Here is a 24,899-nt window from a genome sequence, read left to right as displayed (position 1 = left end):
TGTGGCCCGAGCTGGGCCAGCGCACGCTCGGCCGCGCCGCCGACGCCAGCGTGTCGACACCGTCATCCCCGTCGGCGCCGGGACCGAGCGCAACAAGTCCACGTCGGCCACCGACTTCTCCAGCTCGTGACCGTAGTCGCGGCGTTGAGCATCAGTCCACGTCGCCCGATCCGGGCCTGCGTCGGCACTCGCAACCGGTACAACCAGGCCCACCGAGACGAGCGCCAGCGTCACCCCTGCCGCAACCAGAGCGCGGGGATGCGCGACCGGGTGCCGATTCACCATCCGCCTCATGCCCCCTCCCAGACGCCCGATGCGGCTCATGCGCCGGCCCCCGCACACGTGTCGTGGATCTGCCCGGCCGACAAGATCCCCTGGTAGACGTGGACCGGACCGATCGCGCCCGGCCATGGATCGGTCGCCGCGTCGTTATACAGCCCCCGGCCGACCTGGAGGCTCCCGAAGGCCATCCACGGCGTCGTGAACGCCGCGCTGTTCGCGACCGGGTTGGTCAGCGACCCCGGCGTACACACATAGAGCGTCGCGGTCTTCGCAGTGGCGTCGTACACACCCGTGAGCTGGACCCACTGGCCGGTCACCACCTCGTCCGGGGCCGTCACGGACGTGGTCGTCGGCTTCGCCGCGTCGGCGCCGTTCATGAAGAAGCCCCAGCACCCGTTGGCTGGCGCGCCCACGCACTCAGCCCCCGACCGGTGGGCAAGCTGGAACGCGCTCGCGTGGTCGCCGTCGACACTGACAGCGGTCGCATTCCGCCCTGCGGAGTCGAGCTCGACCATCGCCGAGACCGAGAAGCTCCGGTCCGTCGCGAGCGGCTCGAAGGCGGTCTGCGCGTAGTGCCCCGCCGCACCGTCGAAGTGGATCGCGTGGGAATCCGCGTGCCCGTCGCCGTCGAGGTCCCCGATCGGACCGTCGACCCACGTCGCCCCGGTCAGTTTCAAAGCACGCGACGAGTCCCCAGGATGTTGGGCGTCCGCCACCGTCGTGCCGGTGTTCTCCGCCATGCGCCACTCCGACTCAACGCCGGTCACCCGCACGTAGAACACGAACTCCGCGTGCTTGCTGCTCGCCCAACCCGCCCGATCGATCGACTCCACGTACAACGTGTGCTTGCCCGGCTCCTTCGGAGTGAACGCCACGTTCGCGCCAGGGCTGGCGGCCTTCGTCATGGCGTCGTCGTCGAAGTTGTACTTGTAGGACACGATGTCGTTCGCCCCGCCAGTCGTGAACGTGAACGTCCCGGGAGTTCCCACCGCCCCGCTCGGCGTCGTCGAGTTGTGGTACGGGCCCGAGACCACCGTCACGCCGGGTGCGACGGAAGGAGGTGAGGTCTCGATGTAGAACTCGCACTTCGTCGAGACCGGGCCCGCCTTGCCAGACTCGTCCGTCGCATAGGCGTCGAAGTAGTACGCCACCCCGTCCTTGAGCTTGCCGGCCGAGACCTTGACCGGGATGTCGACCTGCGCGTTGTGGAACGAGGTCGTGTCGTAGGACCACACCTTGCTCGACCCGCTCACGGTGTAGATCGCGTAGTGGCCCTTCAGCTGGTCCTGCGAGGCGCTGTCGTTGTCGTCCGGGTCATTCAGCCGGGCGCTGACCGTCGGAGTGTCGCCGCGAAGCACAGGACGCGCCGAGTCCGTCGTCGTGCAGGCGCCCGCTGGGTCCGTGAACTTCAGGTTCGTCGGCGCGTACGGCGCACGCTCGATCGTGATCGAGATACTCGCGTCTTTCCGATACCGCTTCCACCCCTGCTGCATGCTCGCCTCGGTGTGCGCCTTCAGCCCGATCGCGAACGACGACTTGTTCGTGTCCGCGGCCCACTTCGCCGCCTTCGTGATGTCCCACGACACGAACCTCGTCGGCGAGTCCGGGCACCCCGACTTGTGCGCCACCGTGATCTGCTGCTGCGCAACATAGTCCCCGGTGCCCCACAGGCTCGCGTTGGAGTTCCACGTCGTCCCCGTCGAGATGTTCTTCGACACGTACGCCGTCACACCCCGCGGCGTGCAGTCCCACGAATGAGTACCGAACACCTTGAACGTCGCCTTCGTGACATCCGCGGCCGAAAGGTCGCCGAGCCAGTCAAGGTCATCGAACTCCCAAATCAGCCGCTGCTTGTTGGTCTTGGTGCACGCAGTCGTGACCGCGTAGTCACACAGGCCCACACCCTGATCCGGGCTGAACTTGTACGTCGTGGTGTCCGGCCAAGCCGACTCGATCATCACCCACTCGGCCGGCGTCTTGGCCTTGACCTTCGGATCGATGAACACTGGCCACGTCGTGTCGGAATCCGTGAGCATCGCATCGTCCGGCTCGATCGTGACATCCTGGTCAGTGACCGTGGTCTGCATCTGCGCGACGCGGTCACCCTCGACCGGCGCCACCGTGCGGTCCGCCGCGACGTCGTCGCCCAGCACGTCCGCGGCCCACGGAGTCTCGACCACAGGGGCGGCGCTCTCGTCGTCGGTCACGCCGAACGGCGCGGCCAGGATCGCCTGAGCGTTCGCCTGCGCGATCACGCCGTCCGCCGACGAGTCCCACATCTGCGGCTGCGGAGCCGTGAACACCGCCTCACCAGCAGAATCACGCGCCTCGAACCCACCGCCCGCGCTCACCACGTCCAGGTCATCGCTCGTGGCCAGCGGGAACTCCAGCTCATCGAGCGCCGGATTCGCCGCCGCCTGCGGCGAATCGACCCGAAGCACCTCACCGAACCCGGCCGTGTCGTCATCCACCGTGACGATCAGGTCGACCCCAGGCAGCACGTCGCCGTAAGTCAGCTGCGAACCCGAAACCTCCGGCGCAGGCAGGTCGAACGGCACATCCATGCTCAACTCGTGGCCGCCGGTCGTGATCGTCGCCAGCGGCTCGCCCGTCGTGCCGTCCGAGAACGTCATCGGCGCCAGCGGCGAGGCAACCTCAATCCCCTCGGCCCCACCGACGAGCGAACGATCGATCGGCTTCCAGGCCCCCGACACCTTGGTCCGCACCGGCTCCGAACCCATGTCGTACGTCGTCGTACCGTCAGGGTTCACATGCACCGTCTCATACGCCGTATCCGCGCTCGTCAGCTCCACCGGCGACGCACACGCCACCGCCTGCGCGACCGCGTCGGCGGCCTGGTCCGCCTGCCCCGTACACGAACTCGAGGAAGGCTCCTCGGCCACCGCCGAGCCAACCGAGAGGGGCAACAAGCCGACGACGAGGGCAACTGCGACGCCGCCTCGCAGGGCACGGATCGGACGGGATATCGTTCCGGCGCCTTCCTTGGCAAACCTAGAAATGGGCGCACTCGACCATCGCAATGACATGGCCCGTCCTCTATCTTTCCGGACCGTCGTTCCAAAGAAAAGCGGACACAACCTTGCGCGTCCCCCTCGGACGAGCCATGCATCAGCCCTATGTCACGCACAGGCAACTGATGGCGAGCGACAACCTACCGACGTTCTTGCGTTACGGCAATACCCAAATGCCTGTGGATACGGGGAGGTTGCACGAGCACTCGAGGAGCGATGCTCATCTGACTGCCGCAGCCAGCTGGCGCACCGCGATACCCTCGTGACCGTGTCCAGCACCGCCAGCTCCCCCGCCCCGACCGCGTCGTCCGACACGTTCGCCGAGTCGCTCCGCCGCACCGAGGCGATCCGCTCGGACCTCGACGCGCACCCTGAGCGTTACCGCGTCCTGACCGGCGACCGCCCGACCGGGTCTCTGCACCTCGGCCACTACTTCGGGACGCTCGCGTCGCGCGTCGTCCTGCAGGACCAGGGCGTGGAGACGTGGGTGCTGGTCGCGGACTACCAGGTCATCACGGACCGCGAGACGACCGAGAACATCCAGGACAACGTTCACGGGCTCGTCCTCGACTACGTGGCGGCGGGGATCGACCCGGAGCGGTCGACGATCTTCACGCACTCCGCGATCCCGGCGCTCAACCAGCTCCTGCTGCCGTTCCTGTCCCTCGTCACTGAGGCGGAGCTCCTGCGCAACCCGACCGTGAAGTCGGAGCTCGCGGCGTCGGGCCGGGCGCTGTCCGGGCTGCTGCTCACCTACCCCGTGCACCAGGCCGCGGACATCCTGTTCTGCAAGGGCAACCTGGTCCCCGTCGGCAAGGACCAGCTCCCCCACATCGAGCAGACCCGCGTCGTCGCGCGCCGGTTCAACGAGCGGTACGCGAAGAAGAACCCGGTGTTCCCGGAGCCGCAGGCGCTGCTGTCCGACTCCCCGAGATCCCGGGCCTCGACGGCCGCAAGATGTCGAAGTCGTACGGCAACGCGATCGGGCTCGGCATGACCGCCGACGAGACCGCGAAGCTCATCCGCAAGGCACCGACCGACTCGGACCGCCACATCTCCTTCGACCCGGAGAGTCGCCCCGGCGTGTCGGCGCTGCTCACGTCCGCGGCGCTCGCCACCGGCGGCGACCCCGTCCAGATCGCCGCGGAGATCGGCGACGGCGGCGGGGGCGCGCTCAAGGCGTACGTCACCGAGGCGATCAACGAGCGGTTCGCGGACCACCGCGCCCGACGCGCGGAGCTCGCCGCCGACCCCGGCTACGTCCACGAGGTGCTGCGGCGGGGCAACGAGCGGGCCAACGAGGTCGCCGAGAAGACGCTCGACGAGGTCCGCGCGGCTATGGGGATGGTGTACTGACGTCCTCGTCGGCGGGCTGCGGCCGGGCGACGGGCACGCGGTAGCCGCGCAGCCCGCGAACGCGCAGGGGCCCCCGCCGAGCCTGCCGTCGTCTGCAGGGCCACGAGCCCGAGGAGCGCGAGGGGCGGTAGGCCGCCGCCGAGCGCCTGCACGACGAGCACGGCCGAGACGACGAGCTGGGCGAGGTTGGCGCCCAGGACGATGCGGCGGCGGTCGTGCCGGTCGGCGAACGACCCGGCGAGCAGCCCCACGACGACCAGCGGCACGACGTGCGCGATGCCGACCGCACCCGTCCAGGCGGTGCTGCCTGTGTCGTCCCAGAGCTGGAGCATGACGGCGGTCGCGGTCATCTGGGTGCCGAGCTGGCTGCCGGTCGAGCCGAGCCAGAGCCGGCGGAAGGGTGCGTCCTTGAGCGGTCGGACGTCGACGAGCGCGGTGAGCGCGCTCACGACGACGGCCGGACGGTACCGGCGTCATCGGGGCGCGCAAGCGTCATCCGGGCCGAGATCCGGTCGCGGAAGGACCGGCGGGTGAGGGCGGCGTGGAGGTCGTCGACGACGCGGGTCAGTGGGTACGGGAGCTCGGCCTCGAGCTCGCGCACGGCTGCCTCGGTGGCATTCCACTCGTCGACGAGGTAGGCGACGAGCGACCGTCCGCGGTCGGTGAGCTCGACGAGGCGGGTGCGCGCGTCGGGACCGCTGGCGCTGCGGACGAGGTCGGCGTCGCGCATCGCGGAAACCGTCTGGCTCATCGCCGAGTGCGTCACGTCGCAGCGCTCTGCGAGGGTGCGGATGGTGAGGGGGCCGTCCTGGTCGAGCCAGACGAGCGGGAGCGAGTAGCGCGGCTTGAGGCCCTCGATCCCGGCGCTCGTGTAGAGCGAGGCGATCTGGTCGTCGAGGTCGCGCAGCAGGAGGGTGAGCGGGCGCCAGACGACGGCGTCGAGGCGCTCGGGCATGGGTCGCGCGGGCGGGTGGGCAGGGGTCGGGGACTCGCTCACCCGGCCATCCTAACAGCGCTTATATAAGCACTCTCACAACTCGCGGAGATGGGTGACATCGAACAGCGACACCACGTCCCACGCCCCGCCCGGCCGCTCCACGAGGCGCGTCACCGAGCAGTGCCCGACGTCGGGCGCGACCACCGCCGCGCTCGGCACCAGCGCCGCGACCAGCGCCGACACCGTGGCACCGTGCCCGACGAACACCGCGCGCTCCCAGTCGCCCCGCGCCCGCCACGCGTCGGCCAGCCAGGTCACCCGCCGCGCCACCGACGCCTCGTCCTCGGGGAACCCCGGGTACGTGGCCCGCACGGCGAGCTCGTCCGGGACCGCGTACAGCGCGCCGAACCGCGCCCGGTAGTCGGCCAGGTCGATCCCGTCGAACGCGCGCAGCGGCTCGTAGAGGAAGTGCTCGCACATCCGGACGTCGAGCGCCGCGGGCACGACCACGTCCGCGAGCGCCGCCGCGCCCGTCTGCGCGGCCCGGAGGAAGGGGCTCGAGACGGCGACGTCGGGCGCGAACGCGGACACCACCGGGCCCAGCAGCGCGGCCTGTGCCTCGCCGCGCGGCGTGAGCGGCGGGTTCGACGGGTCCGCGACCTCGCGCGCGCCGTCGGGCTCGACGGTGTTGTAGGCCTCGCCGTGCCGGACGACCAGCACCTCCCTCACCCCGGTGACCGCGCTCAACGCTGCTGCGCCCCGCGCGGCTTCATCGAGAGGAGCGCCGCGAGCCCGGTGGGCGGCGACACGATCTCCACCGGCTGCTCGCCGAGACGCGACGTCACGAGCGCGACCTCGCGGGGGTCAGCGCCGCAGTCACGAGCCCCTCGTGCACGCCCCCGACGAGCGCGCCGTCGGCCCCGACGAGCATGACGTGCGTGTACCCGGCGACCCGCTGCACGTCCGCCCGCGCGCGGCGGACCCGGGCGTCCGACGACGGCGCGTCCACGCCACGGCCGGCTTCCGCGACCTGGACGCGGACCCGCCGGGCCCAGCGGCGCCGTCGTCGGGCACGCAGGGACTCGAGGGCACTGGTGACGACGGCCGGCACGTCCGCGCCGTCCGCCCGCACGTCGACGTCGGCGACGGCGACGTGCGCGCCGAGCGCCGACGCGACGACCGCGAAGCGGGCGGCGGCGACCGCCGGGTCGGTGGTGCGCCCCCGACCTCGAACCAGGTGCGGGGACCGTCGCTCACGGCAGGGTCCAGTCGATCGGGTCCGCGCCCTGCTGGGCGAGGAGCTCGTTGACCTTCGAGAACGGCTTCGAGCCGAAGAACCCGCGGTACGCGGACAGCGGCGACGGGTGCGCGGTGGCGACCACGGGGATGTCGCCGAGGCGCGGCCGCAACGACTGGGCGTCGCGGCCCCAGAGGATCGCGACGAGCGGACCCCCGCGGGCGGCGAGCGCGTCGATCGCGCGGTCCGTGACCTCCTCCCAGCCCTGGCCGCGGTGCGACCCCGGCGTGCCCGGCGAGACCGTCAGGACCCTGTTGAGCAGCATGACGCCCTGCTCGCACCAGGGCGTGAGGTCGCCCGTCGACGGCTCGGGCGCGCCGACGTCGTCGTGCAGCTCGGTGAAGATGTTCCGCAGGCTCCCCGGCAGCGGCCGCACCTGCGGCTGGACGGAGAACGACAGCCCCATCGGATGGCCCGGCGTCGGGTACGGGTCCTGCCCGACGATCAGCACACGCACCGCGTCGAACGGGTACGTGAAGGCGCGGAGCACGCTGGACCCGGCGGGCTGGTAACCGCGCCCCGCGGCGTTCTCGGCGCGCAGGAACTCGCCCATCCGGTGCACGACCGGCTCGACGGGCGCCAGCTCGCGCGCCCAGCCCGGGTCCAGGAGCTCTGCGAGGGGTGCGGGCGTCGTCGTCGTCACGCGGCCAGCCTAAGTGCCACGGCGACCGTCGCGGTCAGACGCCCAGGACCGTCGCGAAGGCCTCCGGGAGCAGGACGTTGTCGGGTGCGCCGGCGAAGAGCGGTGCGACGTCCGCGGCGTCCCACCCGGCGATGCCCGTGCCGACCGGGGTGAGCAGGAAGGTCAGCTCCCGGTGCTCCTCGGCGAAGACGAGGAACGCGCGCACGTCGGCGACGAGCGCGTCCCACCCCGACATGGTGTCGATGGCGTACGACCGCCCCTGCAGCCCGTGGCCCTGGCCCCACACGGCACCGAACCGCTCGTACGCGACCCGCGCGGCGCCGCCGCCGTGCGCCCCGGCCGCGTTGGAGCCGAACACGAAGACCTCGCCGTCCGCGAGCTCCGTGATCACCTGCGGACTCGTCGGACGCCGCCCAGCACTCATCTCTCGACGATAGGACGCCGGGCCGTGTGAGCGCCGCCCGCGTCACGACGCGCGGGCGAACCCTCCGGTGGTGCGCAGGAGGCGGCGTTCGGCCTCGCGGACCAGCTCGTCCGGGCTGCCGGCACCCGCGACCGACCACACGACGGACGAGCGCAGCGCGGGCCAGAGCTCCGGTCCGACGGCCTCCGGGGCTGCCGCGAGCTCGCCGAGCACGTGCTGCCGCAGCGCGTCGGCGGACGCCGCGGCGGCGATGTCGTCCATCGCCGGCAGCGTGGCGAGGACGGCGAAGCGGTCCCCGTCGACACGTCCCACCTCGCACCCGCGGGGCACGACCGCCCGGAGCCGACAGGCGAGCGCCGCGAGGACGGCGTCGCCCGTGCCCTGCCCGTGCCGGGCGTTGATCCCGGCCATGTCGCGGACGTCGAGCAGGAGGAGCACGACGCGCGTCCCGCTCCCGCGCAGCAGCCCGCACCGGTGCGCCAGCGCGTGCCACGTCGCGGGGCGCGTGGGCAGACGGGTCAGGGGGTCGTGGGTCGACCGGTCGGTGAGCGCCGCGACGAGCGACCGCATGACGTCGGCGGTGCTGGCGCTGCTCCACGACGTCCCCGCGACCAGGACGTCGTCGTACCGGTGCGCGTCGACGCGCTCCATCGCACTGAGCGCCACCTCGGACACGGGCAGCCCGAGCGGGACGACGAGCGGCGACCAGTCGGTGATCTCCGCCGTCGGCTTGCGGTCGAGGACGGCCCTCCCGTACCCGAGCCGGCCGGTGAGGGCCGCCGCCAGGCCGGCGCGCGTCACGAGCCCCGTCCCCCGTTCGTCACCCTCGTCCTGGACGGCGACCGACGTGACCTCCGGGCGGCGGAAGATCACCTCCAGCTGCCCGACCGGCACGCTCGAACCGACCACGAGCACGGGTTGGGCGAGGTCGCCGACAACCCCGGCGAGCGGGGCCCCGGGTCGGGACGCCACCGTGCGGGCCAGCCGGGAGATCTCGTCGTGCACAGCGGGAGTATGTCGGGGTCCACGGGCCCGTGACAGGGGGTTCGGCCACCGTTCCTCGAACGTTCGCCGCGTGGTCGGCCGGGCGTCGCGGAGCGTTCGGGGAGAATGGAACCGTGCCTGTGCTCTCCCACCTGGTCGGCAGCGTCTCGCAGCCCGACGCCGAGTCCGTGTTCCGTGTCGTCGCCGAGACCCTGGGCGAGGGCGTGGCCCGCATCCCCGACGGCGAGGTCGGCGAGCGGTTCTACTGGATCCAGTTCCAGAAGTCGCGCTTCGACGCGACGCCCGGGCTGGTGCGCGTCGGCGAGCCGGGTCCGCTGCTGCGCGGGCTCTTCGACAACCGGCCCATCGCCGTCGCGCCGGGCGTGGACGCTGCGTCGCTCGAGCTCCCGCCGCTCGGCTACGCGGACGCGGCGCTCGAGTCGTACGGGACGTTCGCCCGCCTGCGCGACGACGGCGTGATCCCGGCGGACGTCCGGTTCCAGGTGTCGCTGCCCACCCCGGCGGGGGTGGTCGGCAGCTTCTTCGCCGACGACGCGAAGGCCGCCGTGGAGCCCGTCTACGAGCGCGCGGTGCTCGCCGAGCTCGACCGCATCCTCGCCGGGATCCCGCACGCCGACCTCGCGATCCAGTGGGACACGGCGCTCGAGTTCGGGTTGCTGGAGCGGGTGGAGATCCGCGGGTACCGCATGCGCGCGTGGTGGTCCGACGACCCGGCCGAGGTCCTCGCGGGCGTCGTGGAGCGAGCCGTGCGCTACGCCGCCGCCGTGCCCGACGACGTCTCCCTGGGCTGGCACCTGTGCTACGGCGACGTCGAGGAGCACCACTTCGTCCAGCCGAAGGACGCCGGAACGCTGGCCGACGTCGTGACCGGCATCGCGCGGTCGGTGACGCGCCCGGTCGACTGGATCCACCTGCCGGTCCCGATCGAGCGCGACGACGAGGCGTACTTCGCTCCCCTGGCCGACGCCGAGTGGCCCGACGGCGCGACCGTGTTCCTCGGGCTCGTCCACCACGAGGACGGCGTCGAGGGGGCGCTGCGACGCGCCGCCGCGGCGCGGACGGCGGTCCCGGAGTTCGGCATCGCGACCGAGTGCGGGTTCGGGCGCGGGCCGGCCGAGCGCACCGTCCCGCTGCTGCGGCTGCACGCCGAGGTCGCCGCGGCGCTCGCCTGACCGCGGCCGGTCAGCGCTCGACGAGCGCGGCGAGCTGTCGGACGCCGCGCGTGAACATCGCGTCGTCGTCGAACCGGCCCGCGAGCGCCGCGGTGCGGGGGTACGCGTCGGCCGGGACGACCGGTTCGGGCCGCAGCGGCTGCTGCACCGGCTCGGCCTGCTCCTGCGTGACGAACCCGGTCACGTAGCTGAGCAGGACGTCCGCGACGACGACGGCGTCGTCGTCGGGCAGGCCGGCGTCGGCGAGCGTCGCGAGCAGTCGCTCCATGAGTCCGAGCGCCCCGGGCCCGAGGGTGCCGGGGCTGCTGGACAGGAGCCGCGCGCTGCCCTGGTGCCGCAGGAGGCTGACGCGGAGCGCGGCGAGCTGAGCGACCACGCGGTCGCGCGGCGTGGCGTCCGCGGGCAGGCCGGCGAGCGCGGCCGTGCCGGCGTCGAGGCCCTCCTGCGCGACGCGGTCCGCCATGAGCGCGACGAGCATCCCCTTGTTGCGCACGTGGTAGTAGAGGCTGGCCGCCTGCACGCCGAGCCTGGACGCGACGAGCCGCATCGACAGCCGCTCGTATCCGACCTCGGCGAACACCGCCATGCCGGCCTCGACGATCCGGTCCACGTTCATCGCCACGGCACGAGCCTATCGAACGGCGTTCGATCGGCAGCCTCTTGATCCACCCGAAGCAGGCGAGTACCTTCACCAACAGGGGTTCTAACGATGTTAGAAATGGAGGAGAGTCTCATGGTCGAGATCGCCTCGTCGGTCGTCACCGCGGTGCTCATGCTGCTCATGCTCCGGGCCGCGGCGGCGCTCGTGGACCCGCGGTCGGCCGTGGCCGGACGGACGGTCCCGTGGGCCGCCGTCGCCCTGACCGGCCTCGCCGTCGGGGGCTCGTCCTCCAGGCCGCATGGACGGGCGCCATGGCCACCCTCGACGACGACCCGTCGCGCACCGGCTGGTGGCGCCCGCTCACCGCGGTCTTCCTCCAGAACGGTGGCGTCGCAGGGGCCACGTGGAACCTCGTGACCCTCGTGCTCGTCGCCGCCGCGGCCTGCCTGTGGTGGGGCGACGTCGTCACCGTGCTGCTCTTCGTCGCGGGCGCCCTTCTGCCCGGTCTCGTGGGCGGGGTCGGCGCGGCGGCAGCGACGGACCCGCGCAACTTCGCGGGGAGCTCGGGCGCGACCTACTTCCTGGCGGCGACGCTGGCCGCGGCCGTCGTCCTGCACGGAACCGCCCCTCTGCGCGAGCGCGTGCTCGCCGCGCTCGTCCCGATCCTCGGGCTCATCGCCCTCGTCGTGGTCGACGACGCCCACGGGCTCGTGACCGCCGAGGGCTTCGTCGTCGGGCTCGTGGTCGCCGGCACGGTCACCGCGTCGCCGCTCGCCCGTCGGATCACCCGCCCCCGGGTCTTGCTCCCCACGGCCGGAAGGCGTTCGCTGGACGGTGAGGGATCCGCGGCACCGTCGCCGGGTTCCGACCCGGCCGACGACAGGAGGGGTCATGCCCCGTCGAGTGGTGCACTTCGAGCTTCCGTACGACGACGCCGACCGCGCGTCCGCGTTCTACCGTGACGTCTTCGACTGGGGCCTGGAGACGTGGCCCGACGCCGGAGGCTACGTCCTCGCGTCGACCGGCCCCAACGGGGACCGCGGTCCGACCGAGCCCGGGTTCATCAACGGCGGGCTCCTGGAGCGAAGCCCGGACCACACCGCCCCGAACGTCGTGATCGACGTCGACGACATCGACGCGGCGCTCGAGGCGGTCGAGGCCGCCGGGGGCACGCGCCTCGAGGAGCGCGCACCCGTCGGCGACATGGGCTGGGCCGCCTACTTCACGGACACCGAGGGCAACGTCGTCGGGCTGTGGCAGACGAAGACTTCCTGACCGCACCGGGCAGATCGTCGACGGGTCCGCGCGCAGCAGCGGCCGGACGCGACGTCGCCGGCGCGACGAAGACGACGAGACCCCCGGTCGGACATCCGACCGGGGGTCTCGTTCACTGTGGGAGGTTTCCGAATCGCCACGGCCTGCGGCAATGGGGAGGCAGCAGAACGCCCAGGCACACCCAATCCGCTCCTCTGGGCACACCTGCTCAGCGGCACGGCCCGGTCGATGCGGGGCTCAGTCAAGCACGTTACTGATAGCTTCCGCGATCGGACCCCACACGTCCCAGACGTCGCCGATCACTCGTTGGCCCGGGAGCGTCTTGCCACTGAACCTGTGCCGTTCGAAGTCGGCACGGATGTAGATCATGTCCCCGTCAACGCGGGCGACTCCCGAAGCTTCGAGAACTGCAGCGGCACGGGTGAACTCGCTGCCCTTGACGGACTGGCGGCCTTCAAGCTTCTTGACGAAGGAGCCGCGCTCACCAGAATGACCGTGCGTACGGGTGAGGTTCATCAGCATGTTGAGGAACCGCACAGCCCGATCCGAAGTGTCAACCGACGCGGCCTCCTCAAGGGTCTGGCGGTACTCGTGCCACGGGTAAGCGAGCGTCGTGGCTGGTGGGACGCGGAGCTCAAAGTCGCCGGGCAGGGGTCTGCGCGCAATCTGGGGCGGCAGGACGAGATGTCCCTCGACCTCGAAGATGACCATACCGACCGATGGGTCCGCGGCTTGGCCGGGCACCGCCCGGTTCGCGAACTCGACAGAGGCACCGTCAACGACGAGGTCCAGACACCGAATGAACAAGTCGGGGCCCAGGACGGTCGACGGACGGTGCACCGGGACGACGACACGGCCGCTGGTCTGCACCGTTAGGCCTTCAAGCGGTCCGAACAGCATCAGTGTGCCAAGGTCTTCGGGGATGAGCGTGAACGAGCCGACGATCGGTTCGTCCCGCCGGAAAACTCTGAGGTCGACGTCGAAACCACCCTCAGGATCCTGCCTGAGCAGGACCGTAGAGAGTGAACCGCACTGGCTTCTGTAGAGGCTCGATCTATTTGATTTCGGCCAGGGCGTTGGGGCCCTGCTGGGTAGCGTAGAACGCCTCCTCGAACTCGGTAGGCGGGACGTCGCCAAGGTAGCCGTGCAGCCGCTGGCTGTTGTGCCAGTAGACCCAGGACAAGGTCGCCAGTTCGACGTCCTCGACGGTGCGCCAGGGCCCCGTGCGAGCAGGGCCGCGGATCAGCTCAGCCTTGTAGTAGCCGTTGACGGTCTCGGCCAGGGCATTGTCGTAGCTGTCGCCCACGGTTCCGATCGAGGGCGTCGCGCCGATCTCGGCCAGCCGCTCGCCGTAGCGCAGCGAGGTGAACTGCGACCCGGCGTCGCTGTGACACCGCAGCCCGGGCAGGTTCGTGCCGCGGGACCAGCGGGCCATCTCGATCGCGTCCAGCACGGTCTCGGTCCGCATCGTCGAGGCGCACCGCCAGCCCACGATCATCCGCGAGTAGGCGTCGATGATGAAGCACACATAGGCGATGCCGGCGAACGTCGGGACATAGGTCAGGTCGGTCACCCACAGCTGGTTCGGGCCGGTGGCGGTGAAGTCCCGTTTGACCAGATCCGGGTGCCGGGCAGCGGTCGGGTCCGGCCGGGTGGTCTTGACCCGCCTGGTCCGTCGAGCGCCTTCGATGCCCTCGGCCCGCATCAGCCGGGCGACCTGGTCACGGCCGATATCGTGGCCGGCACGCCGGGCGGCCTTCCACAGCTTCCTGGCCCCGTAGACCCGAAAGTTGTCGTGCCACAGCTGGCGCAGCAGCGGGCGTAGCTTCGCGTCACGCACCGCCCGGGCCGAAGGCGGCCTGCTCTTCGTGGCGTAGTAGGTGCTCGCAGCCACCTGGATCCCCGCAGCGCGTAGGACCGTGCAGATGGGCTCGACTCCGAGCACCGTGCCTTCGACAACGTCGTGACGGTTCGCGTCGATGAACGCGACTACCTCTTGTGCTGGCGGTCGAGCTCCGCCCCGAAGAAAGACGCGGCCCGCTTCAAGATCTCGTTGGCCCGGCGCAGCTCGCGGTTCTCCTGCTCCAAGGCCGCGATCCGATCGCCTGCTTCGCTGCTCACGCCAGGCTTCACACCGGCGTCGATGTCGGCCTGCTTGACCCACGAGCGCACCGACTCCACCCCGTAGCCGAGCTGCTGTGCGACCCGCTGGACCGTGCCGTGCTCGACCCCAAGCTCAGCCCGCAGCGTACGGACCATCCGGACCGCAGCATCCTTCTCCTCCTGGCTGTACCGACGCGTCGTCGGCTTCCCAGGCTTGTGCTCCTTCGGCATAACTCCATCCTCGTTTCAAAGGGCTGGAGCCTCCAACAGAGCCAGTGCGGTTCACTCAGCCATATCGACCGAGTTAGCGGTGAGTCGATCCGCCGTTACGAGCACGACCACCCCGGCTCGCTGATCCATGTCGACGTCACGAAGTTCGGCAACATCCCCGATGGTGGCGGCTGGCGATTCGTCGGACGCGTCCAAGGCGAGCGCAACCGGGAAGCCACCGCCAACCGCACGAAGAACAGGAACCACCGTCACGAGCCCAAGCTCGGCACTGCGTTCGTGCATACCGTGATCGACGACCACTCCCGCGTCGCCTACGCAGAGATCCATGCCGACGAGAAGGCAGACACCGCGATCGGTGTCCTGCGCCGCGCGGTGTCCTGGTTCGCTGCCCGCGGCGTCACCGTCGAGCGGGTTCTCTCGGACAACGGGTCTGCCTACAAGTCCCACGCCGCTTGCTTGGCTCGTTGGACGGGTGTATCCGCGCGAAGACTGCGCAGTCTCGATCGCCCTTGTCGGCGCTGAGCAGGGCGAGTGTCTGCGCGAGCGCCTCACCGCCATAGCTGAGACCCCGAGCGCGCACATGCCTCGCGATCACGTGGATCACGTACTGCTCTTGAATCGGGTTCCACGCGGAGTAACTCACCGCCGCGATCCCGACCGCGTCGCTTCCAACCAGGAGTGCCTCATCTCCTGGCCGTGGGGGTGGGTCGTTCGCACTACGGTCTGAACCTCACGCTCCCCGGGCCTGGGATGGTAGGCGCCTCGACGCGGTTCATAGCTCGTATCAGCAGGATCAGCGCAGACAAACCGTTCTAGTTCTACGCGGTCAGACCTGCGTGCCTCATGCCAGGTCAGCACGCTCAGCGATGAGTCGCTCGCGGACGAGATGCATCACCGACTCCGGGACTGGCCGGTTGGATTCCTCGAGGTAGCGCCGCGCCATCGCGATGCGCTCCTGAGTCGTCAGACCGTCGTCACCGACGTGGCCGCGCCGCGCAAGGCGGCGAGCTTCGGGAACAACGGTCGTGGGCACGTGGTAACGCTACGGGAGCGCAGGAGATCACACCAGACGCCACGCTTCTACCCGAGCATCCGGCCAAACCGCTCGGCTCAGATCACAACGCCTGATCAACAGCGGCCACAAGTCTGACTGCCAGGCCGTCGTGTCGCCGTCGGGATGGTTCCGTGGTCGACCTAGCTGTGATGTCCAGGGACGTTGTTTCGGCGACACGGCCGTGAAGAGCTGAGGGTGAGGGCCTCCGGTTGTGAAGTGGAGTTGTTGAGTTCAACCGCTTCACGAACCGGGAGGCCCTCGTGTCCCACGCTAACGCTGCTCTGACCCCGCGTGCCCGGCTGCGGCTGGCGCGCTTGATCGTCGAGGATCACTGGTCGCCGCAGGTCGCAGCGAAGATGTTCATGGTCTCGCCCGTCACTGCCCGCAAGTGGGCGGCCCGGCTGCGTTCGGAGGGACCCGCCGGGATGGCCGATCGTTCGAGCCGACCATGGTCGATGCCGACGAAGACACCACTGCCCGTGGTTAAGCAGATCGTGAAGAGGCGGTGGCGACGCCGACTGGGACCGATACAGATCGCCGGCGAGCTCGGCCTGCCCGCATCGACCGTTCACGCGGTCCTGGTGCGCTGCCGGATCAACAGGCTCAGCCATATCGACCGAGTTAGCGGTGAGTCGATCCGCCGTTACGAGCACGACCACCCCGGCTCGCTGATCCATGTCGACGTCACGAAGTTCGGCAACATCCCCGATGGTGGCGGCTGGCGATTCGTCGGACGCGTCCAAGGCGAGCGCAACCGGGAAGCCACCGCCAACCGCACGAAGAACAGGAACCACCGTCACGAGCCCAAGCTCGGCACTGCGTTCGTGCATACCGTGATCGACGACCACTCCCGCGTCGCCTACGCAGAGATCCATGCCGACGAGAAGGCAGACACCGCGATCGGTGTCCTGCGCCGCGCGGTGTCCTGGTTCGCTGCCCGCGGCGTCACCGTCGAGCGGGTTCTCTCGGACAACGGGTCTGCCTACAAGTCCCACGCCTGGCGCGACGCCTGCACGCAGCTCGGGATCACCGCGAAGAAGACCCGCCCCTACCGGCCGCAGACCAACGGGAAGATCGAGCGCTTCCACCGCACCCTCGCCGACGGCTGGGCCTACGCCCGCTTCTACGGATCCGAATCCGAGCGCCGATCCGCGCTACCCGGCTGGCTCCACTTCTACAATCACCACAGGCACCACTCCGCCATCGGAGCCCCACCCATCAGCAGGATCGACAACAACCTGCCTGGACATCACACCTAGCGCGCACGGATCGCTGCGAGAGGTGGCTCACGCACAGCCTTCACCGCGGGTAGGAGAGAGCCCAGTGTGTTCGCGACGAGACTTGCCAGGACTCCGAGAGCGAGCAGGCCCCTGGGATGCTGAGCGCAGTCTCGCTGACAAGCGCCCAGACCGCAGCCGCGGCAACGCCTGCGAGGGTTCCCGTGAGTCCTCCGATCGTGCCGGTGATGGCGGCCTCGAGGACGATAGTTCCGGAGACGAACACGCGACTGGCGCCGATGGCCCGGTAGAGGCCCAGGAGTCGACGTTCGGCCATGACCCGGAAGAAGGTGCCGACGGTGACGGCGAGCGCACCGACGACGAGCAGGGCTGCCGAGACGAGCAGGACGAGCGTGTTGACCGACCCTGTGACGCTGTCGCGCAGGTTTGCGGGCTCGGGCGGATATGCGACCAAGACGGAGCTCTCGTTGCCTGGTGCGATCTGGGTGGCGAGCCTGTCTCCCACGTAGTTGGCCCATCCTGGATGCACCTGGACCACCAGCTCGCCGGAGGTGGACAAGTCCGGCTCTGTTGCTGGTCGTACGAGAAGTGCCGCCTGGAGGAGGTCCGGAAGGACTGGGGAGGACGTCACCGTGCCGTCGAGAATGACGGGCGTGCCGCCGACGAAGACATGGCTGAATCGGGGCAGACCGGCCCGAGCTAGGTCGCTTGCTCCTCCTAGGTACAGGCCCGCGGTGAGCTGCGACGTCGTGTTGTCCAGCGTGAGTCCCAGGGCCGCGGGGTTCTCGTAGACGGTCCACAAGCGCGTCGATGTCGGGGTGCGGGGGTCGGCCGCGAGGCTGACGTCGCGGGAGGTCACCCAGGCAACGGCGACGACGCCGCGGATGTGCTCGATCGCGGTCATCTGAGGGCGGGTCAGGATGGGGTCTGCGAGGCCCCGGATGGGGGTGGTCACCTGGAGCCGTGTGGCTGCTAGAGAGTCGAAGTCGCCGGTGATCCGGTCCTGGCTCGAGCTCGCCTGGGTGACGCCGAAGGCGAGCAGTCCCGCCGCGAGGAACGCCGCCGCCGCGAATGCCGCGCTCCGTCCCCATGCCCGGGTGATGTTGGTGGCGACGTGGGTGAGGGCGTCGCGCATCAGGTCACCGCGGATTCGAACGCGGGGCGTAGACCTCCCCGGTCACCTGCAGGGCGCGCGCGCAGCGTTGGGCGAGGTCGAGGTCGTGGGTGACGACGACCACGGCTGCTGCTGTGGCGTACTCGCTGAGGAGGGCGAAGACGCGCTCGGTGTTGGCCGGGTCGAGGTTGCCGGTCGGTTCGTCGCACAGCAGGACCGGTGGGCGGTGAGCGATCGCACGGGCCACCGCGACGCGTTGGCGTTCACCACCGGACAGGTCCCCCGCATAGGTGTTCGCGCGGCGGCTCATATCGGTCTTACTGAGAGCCTCGTCGGCCAGGAGGCCCCGTTCGTGCGCACCGATTCCGGCGAAGGCGAGGCCGAGTGCGACGTTCTCTCGGGCTGTCCGTCGGGGGTCGACGAGGGCATCCTGGAAGACGAACCCGAAGTGCCGGGCCCGAAGACGGGTGACCGCCCTGTCGTCGAGTGTGGAGACGACGGCACCGCCGACCAGGACGGTTCCCGCGTCGGGTTCGTCAAGCAGGCCGACGATGTTGAGCAGTGTTGTCTTGCCGGATCCGCTCGCCCCGATGAGTGCGAGCGAGCCGGGCCCGTCGATCGTCAAATCGACGTCTTCGAGCGGCCGCACTTTTCCGCCGTCGAAGGTGCGTGTCACCGCGCGGAGCTCGACGGGCGCGACGTGGACAACGCTCATCGCACTACCACATCGTCACCCGGATGCAAGGCCCCGCCGGTCGGGGTTACCTCGCAGCGGTCGGCGTCGCACAGGCCCTGCGTGACCTGGACGCTGTGGTGCTTGGCCCCCTCGACCACGTCGACCGTGGTGGTCCCGTCGGCTTGTGGTTGCAGGGCCACGCGGGGAGCTGCCAGCACCGGCTTGGACGTGGAGGCGGTGACGACCAGCGCCCCGGCGATCTTGTCGGGCAGCGGCTTGTCTGCCTGGCTGGAAAGGAGCGTCTGTGACGATGTCGAGCTGACCTTGGTCAGGGTGCCCGTCCAGTCGGTCTCACCGTCGTCGCCCTGTAGGCGCAGCTCCTGGCCCGCGTGGACGGTTCCGGCCGCTGCACCGCCATCGCCCACGGCGAGGACATCGCTGCGCCGCGTGATCGCGATCGCATGATCTCCATCGACTCTGACCCCGACCGACAGGCCGGGAGCCTGCAGACGAGACCCCGTCCGGTCGACGGGAGCGATGCTGGCGACGCGGAGCGGGGTTTGCGAAGCCGGGAGTCGGCCCGTCCGAGTGCGTCAAACGTCGACTGGGACAGCGCTGCTGTCGTGCTGCCGTCGAACAACCCGGCCTTCTTGAGGCCGTCCTGGACCGCTCGAGCGTCCGCACCAGTGGCGCCGACATCGAGGTCGCGCCACAGAGCGAACGGCATTTCGAGCGCGAGGACAGGTTCGTCGTTGACGTCCGCGATGACGTGCCCACCCTTGACGGCCGCACCGTCCTTGACCGGCATGGCCGTGACGATTCCGGAATCAGCCACAACGTCGGTCCGCGATGCTGGGGTCAGACTGCCCGTCAGCACCTGGGTCTGTTCGATCGTCGTCTGGGTGACAGGTGCCGTGACGGGAACGCGGTCATCCTTGCTTGTCGGCCGGTCCGCGACGCTGCTCGGGACTCCGACCGTGAGCGCGAGCACGATGACGATCACGCAACCGAGCACGAGGCCACATCCACCCGCCACCATCGTGAGCAGGCGGCGGCTCACGATCGCTTCGCCAGCAGTTTGAGCGCGTGGTCGTTCATCTCGCGGTAGGCACTGACGACACCTTGCTTGGAGTTGAGCGCCTTGTCCGCCGCATCGACAAACGACTCGTCGGCGGCCGTGCCGAGGCCGCTCGACGTCTTGCAGTCCTTGTCGGCGACAGCCAACGCGGCCTCCTTAGCCTGTACCTGCTGCACCGTCATCTTCCCGTCTACGGCCCCGGTCAGCCAGTCCGACAGGGCCTGCCCAAGCTCGCTCGGGTCCTTGGCCGTGTACGACTTCTTCTTCATGCACGAGGACCAGGCCCCGACGGTGGAGCGGACCTTCTTCGACGAGACGGCCTCGGCAAGAACGTCCGCCACCTTGGGCATCTCGTGGCGGGCGCGCTCATAGTCCACGGCCGGCACGCCATACATCTGCTGTGTCGCCTGACCGAAGCAGCCGCCGACCGGTACCTGGACCTCGCCGCCATCTCCGATGGAGAAGGTCAGCCAGTCCTTCGGATCGTCTGTGCTCCCGTACACAACGGTGTCGTAGTCGTCGGGGTAGCCGGTGTGAGTCGACCCGTCCTTGCTCTCCCCCGCCATGGCCGCCCTCAGGCTAGCGAGCACCGTAGGGTCGCTCAACGAGCGAGCGACGCCGAAGTCCCGCGGTGCGGTCAGCCACAAGGTCGCCACGTCGGGGACGTAGCTTGCCGGGTCCGGCTGGGTCAGGTCGGGCGGGGGTACCTTCAGGCCTGTTGCTTCGACGCAGTCATGAATGAGCTGGGTCTGAAGATTGCCCATCTGAAAGCCGAACGACGATTGCTCGTCGTAGGGGTAGTCCAGGTCGTGGATGCGCTGCGTCACCTGTTGCGCCAGCGCGCCAGAGAGATAGTCGTCCGAAGGTGTGGGGCCGGAGCCGCACGCTGCGACCGCTGCCACCAGGGCACCGGTCAGGCATACGGCCCCGGCCCGACGAAGAGAGGTCACAGGCATCCGCTGTCGGGCGCCTTCCAGTTGTGGCTGTTACCCCGGTTCGCCTTCGAAGACGGGATCGAACTCACCTTCACGCCCTTGCGGACGCAGTACATGACCTCGATGTTCGCGTTGTAGTTGTACGTGAAGATTGCCTGGCCGGATGTGCCGTCGTTCCAGACGGACAAGTCCTTGTTGGCGATCCCGGAGGGCCAGCTGAGCTGGTTCATGGCCGACCCGTAGTAGGTACCTGAGTACCCGGTGTCGACCCACCAACAGGTATAGGTCGAGGCACAGTCGCTCGTCGACGCCTGCGCTCCGGCAGCGGTAGCAACCGCCGCCCCGCTCGCAGCCAGGCCCGCGACGAGCACCGCCGCTAGACGCCTTCTGACACGCATCGATCTCCCCTTCCAGTCACTGGAACTGTGTCCTGCGGGTCGTCACCGCCGGACGGAAACAAAGTATGACGCTCAACTTAGTTCATCAACAGCAGGCGCGAGCTCCCCACTCTCGACGTCGGATCTCCTCGGTCGCGTCGGATGGGTCGCGTCGGGCCGAGGCGGCGGCGCCCTCGCACCACGAGCCTGAGCAGGCGGCCGCTGCCTTGGCGGCCGCGGTCGACGTGGCCCACCTACCTCGCGCGGCCGGAGGGCTGCACCCCGAAGAGCTCGGCCACCAAGGCGCGAAGATGCGGCCTCTGGTCAGGAGCGGTGATGGCGTCGATCATGACGTGCCACATCCGCTGTAAAGACGGATAGAGGTCGTCACGGTCGGTGAGCACCTTTGAAATCATGTGCACGCCGGTGAAGAATGGGACCAGGATGTCTGCAATCTCCTGCAGGGTCAACGACGAATCGAGTTCATTCATGTCTTGAGCCTGTTGCAGGGCCGGCACTAGGCCGTCCATCCACCCGCGGTAGAAGCCGCGTGTTGCAGGCCACTGCGAACCCTGTTCGATAGAGAGCCGGATCCCCGCTTGAACGACGACGTCACGCAACATCAAACTTGCAATAGCCTCTGATGTGCGCACCAGTACCTCTATTCCCGCGCAACCGTCGCCAACGCTCGCCATCACGTCGAACGTACGCTGGTACTGCTCCTCAATAACAGAGAGCGCGAGAGCCTCCTTGGTTGGAAAATAGAAGTAAACCGACCCCATGGTCGCGCCAGCGGCAGTGGCGATCTGCTTGAGAGAGGTCTGGCCGTATCCGAGCTCTTCAAACATCGTCGCCGCGCCGATCAGGATCGACTCGCGCCTGGCGTACCCTCGATCCTGCTGGGGTTCCCGCCCCTCCATGCGTCCGCCTCCCATCCAGAGCTGAGCACTTCGACTGGTGCCAACTCTAGATGAAGCGATACGAGCGTGAGCCAGGACGGCCGCCCGTGCGAGCCTGGTTGGCGGCCAGGAGGACCTACGCCTGACCCTCTGTCGAATGTCGCCGCGGTTAGGCCTCGGCATCGCTAACAAGGTTTCCCGGCTTGTTGCCTATGGTGAAAGGTCCAGGATCGTGTAGCGACCACATTCGATGCGGGCTAGTTGCCCGGCGGGCCATGACTGGCGCGCCAGGTCGAGATTAGGGCTATGCGCGTCTTGGATGACGAATCCAATGTGGCCGAGGTGGTCGTTTCGGTTGACGAGCCACACGTATGGCTGGAGTTGGCTGTTGACCTGGACAAGCGATCGGGGATCGGCCGCGTAGGCCTTTGCAGCCCTCACAGTCCAGAACTGTCCCGCACCAACTTTACTGGACGCGTTTACCCAGTTGACGACGCACTGGAGGTCCGCGTCGCGGCCCGTCGCTCCGTGCACGGTGGCGGGCAGCCCCAGGCCAACCAGTGCCGCGAGAGCGACGCCAGTAAGCACCTGCAGTCGAGTCCTACGTCGCCAGACCGGTGCAGGGACGAGGTCTTGTAGAACAGTGATCGCGAGCACAGGCAGGAACACCCACGGCTGAAGATATCGATCGGCCTGGGTGCCCGTGGCGACCGCACCGAACAACGTCACGACCGGCGAAACGACGCCGACGAGCCCAACCATCGCGGGCCCGGTCAAGCGTCGGCGGGCCGCGACTACCGCGACTACAGCTGACAGGGCGATGACCACAGCGGTGATCCCGAGGAGAGCGCACCGGTGGGACTGTGCGGCGTCGTACCCGCCTGGCTGGCGTAGTAGTCCAGGGACGCACTCCATTGATGGGGCCGTAGATAGTTCTCTGGATCCGCGACGATGAACCGTGCCAGCGGGGTCCGTGCGGCGTACCCGAGGCCTGTGCCCGCGAGCATTGCGAAGGCGAGCACGACCGTCGTACGGGCCAACGCCAGCTTGCGGACAGCGACGATCCCGAACGCAACGAGGGCCGGGGCGGTCACCCACCCGGCGAACAGAGGGTTGGTGAGCGTCGACACGGTCGCGACCGTTCCAAGGAGCCAAGCCAGCGGGCGTGCACGCTCGGGTCGATCGAACGAGCGCCTCACGAGTCCGATCGCGACGACCCCGCCGATGACCGTCGCCGAGTAGTACGTGGTTGTCGTGAGCAGGGAGGCGAGCTGGAATCCGGAGCGTCCTCGGCCGCCATCAAGGAGCGCGAGAACACAGAAGGATGCGAATGCTGCGAGGGCCCCGATGACGGGAGCGCGGTGGTTACGCCGCGCCCCCGCGACGAGGCGGATCGCGGCGTAGAGGCCGATGAAGTTCAGCAGGGCGTTCAGGACGAGTGTCTCGCGTGTTGTCATGCCGAGGAGCGAGAGCCCAAGGTAGAGGCCGATCTCCGGAAGGAAGAGGACTGGGGACATGGCCCAGTCCTGCGGTTGCCCGACTGAGAGGGACCGTTGGACGAGGACGACGACGAGGGAGTCGGAGTCTTCGAACATGAGCCAGGCCTGTGTCGTCACTGCGTGCGCCACGACGACGAGCGCCAGCGCACTTGCTGCAGCGAATCCGAGGAGCTCGGCTCGCCAGGCCCGGAGTGGCTGTACCTGCCCAAGTAGGTCGGCTCGATCGCCGCGATGCACACGGCCCCGCGGCTCACGAAGACGTTGCGTCGTCTGTCCGGGTCGTGGTCGAGTGGGGATTGTTCGTGGGCCGGCCGGCTTCAGCACGGGGAGGCCGTCAGCAGCTCACGAAGGACGCTCTTGGCCCGCTGGTACCGCCCGCGGGCGGTCGACGCCGGTATGCCCTGGAGCTGCGCGGCCTCGACCAGAGTGAAGCCGTCCCAGTGGATGAGAGTCACGAGTTCACTCAGCTCGGGGTCCAGGTGCTCGAGCGCGATGCGCACGTCGTCGCGCGTGTCGGGCGGCAGCGACCGGAGCTCGAGCTCGACCGCGCTGCGCAGCCGATCGGCAACCTCAAGGCGACGGACCTCGGTACGTTGCGCATTGCGGAGGACGTTGCGCGCGATCCCGAACAGCCACATGCGCGCCTCGGTGCTGTCGGGCGGTAGCCGTCGGTGCTGGCGCCACGCGATCGCGACCGTCTCTGATACCAGGTCGGCGGCGTCCGGTCCGCCGCGGCGAGAGAAGTACCGCAGGAGGTCAGGTGAGCAGCGGTCCACGGCGATAACGAAGCGCTCCCGTGCGCCGCTCACCAGGTCTCGCCCTTGCAGCGTGTCTGCCCGGTGTACGAGGGGCCAGAATGCCCAGCAGCCGCGGCTGCGGCGAGGATCTCGGTCTGGACGGCCGCCGTGACGGCCTGGTCGTACTCGTAGTCGGCGTTGTAAAACGGCGTGCCGAATCCGCCTTGGACCATCTTTCCGTCCGGACTGTGCACCTGGTAGTCCTCGGAACGGAGCTTCGAAATCGCGGCGCGAACGTCCGCACCGGCCACGAGATCGGTCGAGCGCATGAACTTCGTCGCGAATGCCTCGCTCGCGGGATCAGCAGCGTCGACTTCGCCGAGCCGCTGCTCGCAGGTCCCACCACCTGGGAGCCTGTACGTCAAGGTGGCGGCAGGATGCTCCGCCCACGAAGCCCAGCTTGTCCCCTTGCCCCAGGAGTAGTCCTCTGCTGGCTGGGAACCAATGGCCGCCCCACCCACTCCAGACGCGGCGAGCGCTGCCACCGCGCCAACCCCGGTGAACCACCGGCGCCTCCGCGCACGCTGTCGGAGCCCCGCCGCGGCGCGCGTCACCGCGTGCAACTCCGTCAGGACAGCGCCCGTCACAGCAGGTACTGGCGGCGCAGCGGACCGCAGCAGTTCTGAGAACTCGCGATCCTCCGCGACGGATCCATCGATCTCCGACATGACGAAACCCCCATCCAGACTGACGCTCCTACCTCCTACATGTCTGGCGGTGGCCGAAACGTCCACCCCGAGCCGTGTCCACAAGAAGTTCACGCGCCGCATCGGGCGGGCGCTGATCTTCTCTCGGACGCGGCAGCAGGCTGTACCGTGGGATGCAACGCCCCGGAACCGTCCCTGTGACTCGTATGAGTCGATCAGACGGCCGG

General features: G+C 69.2%; 26 protein-coding genes and 2 pseudogenes. 6 read left to right on the top strand and 22 right to left on the bottom strand.

The window, feature by feature from the left end; genetic code table 11:
• Window positions 1–320: 320 nt before the first annotated feature.
• Complete coding sequence (locus QQK45_RS07475) at window positions 321–3,023, bottom strand: LamG-like jellyroll fold domain-containing protein (protein ID WP_284292710.1); 2,703 nt, start codon at window positions 3,021–3,023, stop codon at window positions 321–323.
• A 559-nt stretch (window positions 3,024–3,582) separates the two neighbouring features.
• On the opposite strand from QQK45_RS07475, the pseudogene trpS reads away from it, so the two are divergent.
• Window positions 3,583–4,670 (top strand): annotated as a pseudogene (trpS, locus tag QQK45_RS07470) (tryptophan--tRNA ligase).
• Here the strand turns inward: trpS and QQK45_RS07465 are convergent.
• The 7 genes from QQK45_RS07465 to QQK45_RS07435 form a co-directional block, all read right to left on the bottom strand.
• A complete protein-coding gene (locus QQK45_RS07465; protein ID WP_284292709.1) occupies window positions 4,571–5,119 on the bottom strand; it encodes an MFS transporter in 549 nt (182 codons plus the stop codon). The pseudogene trpS and the gene QQK45_RS07465 sit on opposite strands and share 100 nt — an antisense overlap.
• Window positions 5,116–5,667, bottom strand: coding sequence for a MarR family winged helix-turn-helix transcriptional regulator (locus QQK45_RS07460; protein WP_284292708.1), 552 nt, complete (start codon window positions 5,665–5,667; stop codon window positions 5,116–5,118). Before QQK45_RS07460 ends, QQK45_RS07465 begins: the two co-directional genes overlap by 4 nt.
• A gap of 33 nt (window positions 5,668–5,700) precedes the next feature.
• Entirely contained in the window at window positions 5,701–6,336 is a 636-nt protein-coding gene (locus QQK45_RS07455) for a histidine phosphatase family protein (RefSeq protein ID WP_284292707.1), read from the bottom strand.
• Window positions 6,337–6,448: 112 nt separating this feature from the next.
• Window positions 6,449–6,718, bottom strand: a complete 270-nt coding sequence (locus QQK45_RS07450) for a hypothetical protein (protein WP_284292706.1) — start codon at window positions 6,716–6,718, stop codon at window positions 6,449–6,451.
• 142 nt (window positions 6,719–6,860) lie between these two features.
• Complete coding sequence (locus QQK45_RS07445; protein ID WP_284292705.1) at window positions 6,861–7,547, bottom strand: uracil-DNA glycosylase; 687 nt, start codon at window positions 7,545–7,547, stop codon at window positions 6,861–6,863.
• Window positions 7,548–7,581: 34 nt separating this feature from the next.
• Window positions 7,582–7,938, bottom strand: a complete 357-nt coding sequence (locus QQK45_RS07440) for an A1S_2505 family phage non-structural protein (RefSeq protein WP_284292704.1) — start codon at window positions 7,936–7,938, stop codon at window positions 7,582–7,584.
• A 75-nt stretch (window positions 7,939–8,013) separates the two neighbouring features.
• A complete protein-coding gene (locus QQK45_RS07435) occupies window positions 8,014–8,976 on the bottom strand; it encodes a GGDEF domain-containing protein (protein ID WP_284292703.1) in 963 nt (320 codons plus the stop codon).
• Window positions 8,977–9,089: 113 nt separating this feature from the next.
• Between QQK45_RS07435 and QQK45_RS07430 the strand changes: the two genes are divergently transcribed.
• A complete protein-coding gene (locus tag QQK45_RS07430; RefSeq protein ID WP_284292702.1) occupies window positions 9,090–10,148 on the top strand; it encodes a hypothetical protein in 1,059 nt (352 codons plus the stop codon).
• Between the two features lie 10 nt (window positions 10,149–10,158).
• Here QQK45_RS07430 and QQK45_RS07425 read toward each other — a convergent pair whose 3' ends face one another.
• On the bottom strand, window positions 10,159–10,764 hold the full coding sequence (locus tag QQK45_RS07425) for a TetR/AcrR family transcriptional regulator (RefSeq protein ID WP_284294975.1): 606 nt from the start codon (window positions 10,762–10,764) through the stop codon (window positions 10,159–10,161).
• Window positions 10,765–11,060: 296 nt separating this feature from the next.
• On the opposite strand from QQK45_RS07425, the gene QQK45_RS07420 reads away from it, so the two are divergent.
• Complete coding sequence (locus QQK45_RS07420; RefSeq protein ID WP_284292701.1) at window positions 11,061–11,711, top strand: hypothetical protein; 651 nt, start codon at window positions 11,061–11,063, stop codon at window positions 11,709–11,711.
• Complete coding sequence (locus QQK45_RS07415; protein WP_284292700.1) at window positions 11,641–12,024, top strand: VOC family protein; 384 nt, start codon at window positions 11,641–11,643, stop codon at window positions 12,022–12,024. The genes QQK45_RS07420 and QQK45_RS07415 overlap by 71 nt, the downstream gene beginning before the upstream one ends.
• Before the next feature lie 237 nt (window positions 12,025–12,261).
• Here the strand turns inward: QQK45_RS07415 and QQK45_RS07410 are convergent, their stop codons facing one another.
• Window positions 12,262–12,924: a hypothetical protein gene (locus tag QQK45_RS07410; protein WP_284292699.1), complete on the bottom strand. Its 663-nt coding sequence runs from the start codon at window positions 12,922–12,924 to the stop codon at window positions 12,262–12,264.
• A gap of 154 nt (window positions 12,925–13,078) precedes the next feature.
• A protein-coding gene (locus tag QQK45_RS07405; RefSeq protein WP_284292387.1) for an IS3 family transposase occupies window positions 13,079–14,358 on the bottom strand; the annotation gives its coding sequence in 2 pieces (ribosomal slippage) (window positions 13,079–14,055 and window positions 14,055–14,358; 1,281 coding nt in all).
• Between the two features lie 51 nt (window positions 14,359–14,409).
• Here QQK45_RS07405 and QQK45_RS07400 point away from each other — a divergent pair.
• Window positions 14,410–14,808, top strand: a pseudogene (locus tag QQK45_RS07400) (DDE-type integrase/transposase/recombinase); the annotation flags it as partial.
• 391 nt (window positions 14,809–15,199) lie between these two features.
• Here the strand turns inward: QQK45_RS07400 and QQK45_RS07395 are convergent.
• The gene (locus tag QQK45_RS07395; RefSeq protein ID WP_036955350.1) at window positions 15,200–15,391 is read right to left on the bottom strand and encodes a hypothetical protein; all 192 of its coding nucleotides are present in this window, start codon (window positions 15,389–15,391) and stop codon (window positions 15,200–15,202) included.
• Window positions 15,392–15,672: 281 nt separating this feature from the next.
• Here QQK45_RS07395 and QQK45_RS07390 point away from each other — a divergent pair, with 281 nt between their 5' ends.
• On the top strand, window positions 15,673–16,671 hold the full coding sequence (locus QQK45_RS07390) for an IS481 family transposase (RefSeq protein WP_284292406.1): 999 nt from the start codon (window positions 15,673–15,675) through the stop codon (window positions 16,669–16,671).
• Window positions 16,672–16,711: 40 nt separating this feature from the next.
• On the opposite strand, the gene QQK45_RS07385 is transcribed toward QQK45_RS07390, so the two are convergent.
• The 10 genes from QQK45_RS07385 to QQK45_RS07340 form a co-directional block, all read right to left on the bottom strand.
• Window positions 16,712–17,785: an FtsX-like permease family protein gene (locus tag QQK45_RS07385; RefSeq protein ID WP_284292698.1), complete on the bottom strand. Its 1,074-nt coding sequence runs from the start codon at window positions 17,783–17,785 to the stop codon at window positions 16,712–16,714.
• A gap of 4 nt (window positions 17,786–17,789) precedes the next feature.
• The gene (locus QQK45_RS07380) at window positions 17,790–18,479 is read right to left on the bottom strand and encodes an ABC transporter ATP-binding protein (RefSeq protein WP_284292697.1); all 690 of its coding nucleotides are present in this window, start codon (window positions 18,477–18,479) and stop codon (window positions 17,790–17,792) included.
• Window positions 18,476–18,865 (bottom strand): hypothetical protein, encoded by a 390-nt coding sequence (locus QQK45_RS07375; protein WP_284292696.1) that lies wholly within the window; start codon window positions 18,863–18,865, stop codon window positions 18,476–18,478. Before QQK45_RS07375 ends, QQK45_RS07380 begins: the two co-directional genes overlap by 4 nt.
• Window positions 18,866–19,496: 631 nt before the next feature.
• Window positions 19,497–20,420: a hypothetical protein gene (locus QQK45_RS07370; RefSeq protein ID WP_284292695.1), complete on the bottom strand. Its 924-nt coding sequence runs from the start codon at window positions 20,418–20,420 to the stop codon at window positions 19,497–19,499.
• A 44-nt stretch (window positions 20,421–20,464) separates the two neighbouring features.
• Complete coding sequence (locus QQK45_RS07365; protein ID WP_284292694.1) at window positions 20,465–20,851, bottom strand: peptidase inhibitor family I36 protein; 387 nt, start codon at window positions 20,849–20,851, stop codon at window positions 20,465–20,467.
• Window positions 20,852–21,084: 233 nt separating this feature from the next.
• Window positions 21,085–21,750, bottom strand: coding sequence for a ScbR family autoregulator-binding transcription factor (locus tag QQK45_RS07360; RefSeq protein ID WP_284292693.1), 666 nt, complete (start codon window positions 21,748–21,750; stop codon window positions 21,085–21,087).
• Window positions 21,751–21,939: 189 nt separating this feature from the next.
• Window positions 21,940–22,557 (bottom strand): hypothetical protein, encoded by a 618-nt coding sequence (locus QQK45_RS07355; RefSeq protein ID WP_284292692.1) that lies wholly within the window; start codon window positions 22,555–22,557, stop codon window positions 21,940–21,942.
• The gene (locus QQK45_RS07350) at window positions 22,533–23,345 is read right to left on the bottom strand and encodes a hypothetical protein (RefSeq protein ID WP_284292691.1); all 813 of its coding nucleotides are present in this window, start codon (window positions 23,343–23,345) and stop codon (window positions 22,533–22,535) included. Before QQK45_RS07350 ends, QQK45_RS07355 begins: the two co-directional genes overlap by 25 nt.
• Before the next feature lie 200 nt (window positions 23,346–23,545).
• Window positions 23,546–24,037 (bottom strand): RNA polymerase sigma factor, encoded by a 492-nt coding sequence (locus tag QQK45_RS07345; RefSeq protein ID WP_284292690.1) that lies wholly within the window; start codon window positions 24,035–24,037, stop codon window positions 23,546–23,548.
• On the bottom strand, window positions 24,034–24,693 hold the full coding sequence (locus QQK45_RS07340; protein ID WP_284292689.1) for a hypothetical protein: 660 nt from the start codon (window positions 24,691–24,693) through the stop codon (window positions 24,034–24,036). The genes QQK45_RS07345 and QQK45_RS07340 overlap by 4 nt, the downstream gene beginning before the upstream one ends.
• Between the last annotated feature and the right edge of the window lie 206 nt (window positions 24,694–24,899).

This window comes from Luteimicrobium album (genome assembly GCF_030161555.1).
In the GTDB taxonomy this organism is placed as follows: Bacteria; Actinomycetota; Actinomycetes; order Actinomycetales; family Cellulomonadaceae; genus Luteimicrobium; species Luteimicrobium album.
Note: the sequence above shows the minus strand (reverse complement) of the source record. Positions and strands in the feature narration are given on the sequence as shown.

Coding starts and splice junctions, on each gene's coding strand:
- QQK45_RS07475 (WP_284292710.1), bottom strand. CDS start 3,023: ATGGGTTCGGAGCCGGTGCGGACCAAGGTGTCGGGGGCCTGGAAGCCG.
- QQK45_RS07425 (WP_284294975.1), bottom strand. CDS start 10,764: ATGAACGTGGACCGGATCGTCGAGGCCGGCATGGCGGTGTTCGCCGAG.
- QQK45_RS07420 (WP_284292701.1), top strand. CDS start 11,061: ATGGCCACCCTCGACGACGACCCGTCGCGCACCGGCTGGTGGCGCCCG.
- QQK45_RS07415 (WP_284292700.1), top strand. CDS start 11,641: ATGCCCCGTCGAGTGGTGCACTTCGAGCTTCCGTACGACGACGCCGAC.
- QQK45_RS07410 (WP_284292699.1), bottom strand. CDS start 12,924: ATGCTGTTCGGACCGCTTGAAGGCCTAACGGTGCAGACCAGCGGCCGT.
- QQK45_RS07385 (WP_284292698.1), bottom strand. CDS start 17,785: ATGCGCGACGCCCTCACCCACGTCGCCACCAACATCACCCGGGCATGG.
- QQK45_RS07380 (WP_284292697.1), bottom strand. CDS start 18,479: ATGAGCGTTGTCCACGTCGCGCCCGTCGAGCTCCGCGCGGTGACACGC.
- QQK45_RS07365 (WP_284292694.1), bottom strand. CDS start 20,851: ATGCGTGTCAGAAGGCGTCTAGCGGCGGTGCTCGTCGCGGGCCTGGCT.
- QQK45_RS07360 (WP_284292693.1), bottom strand. CDS start 21,750: ATGGAGGGGCGGGAACCCCAGCAGGATCGAGGGTACGCCAGGCGCGAG.
- QQK45_RS07340 (WP_284292689.1), bottom strand. CDS start 24,693: ATGTCGGAGATCGATGGATCCGTCGCGGAGGATCGCGAGTTCTCAGAA.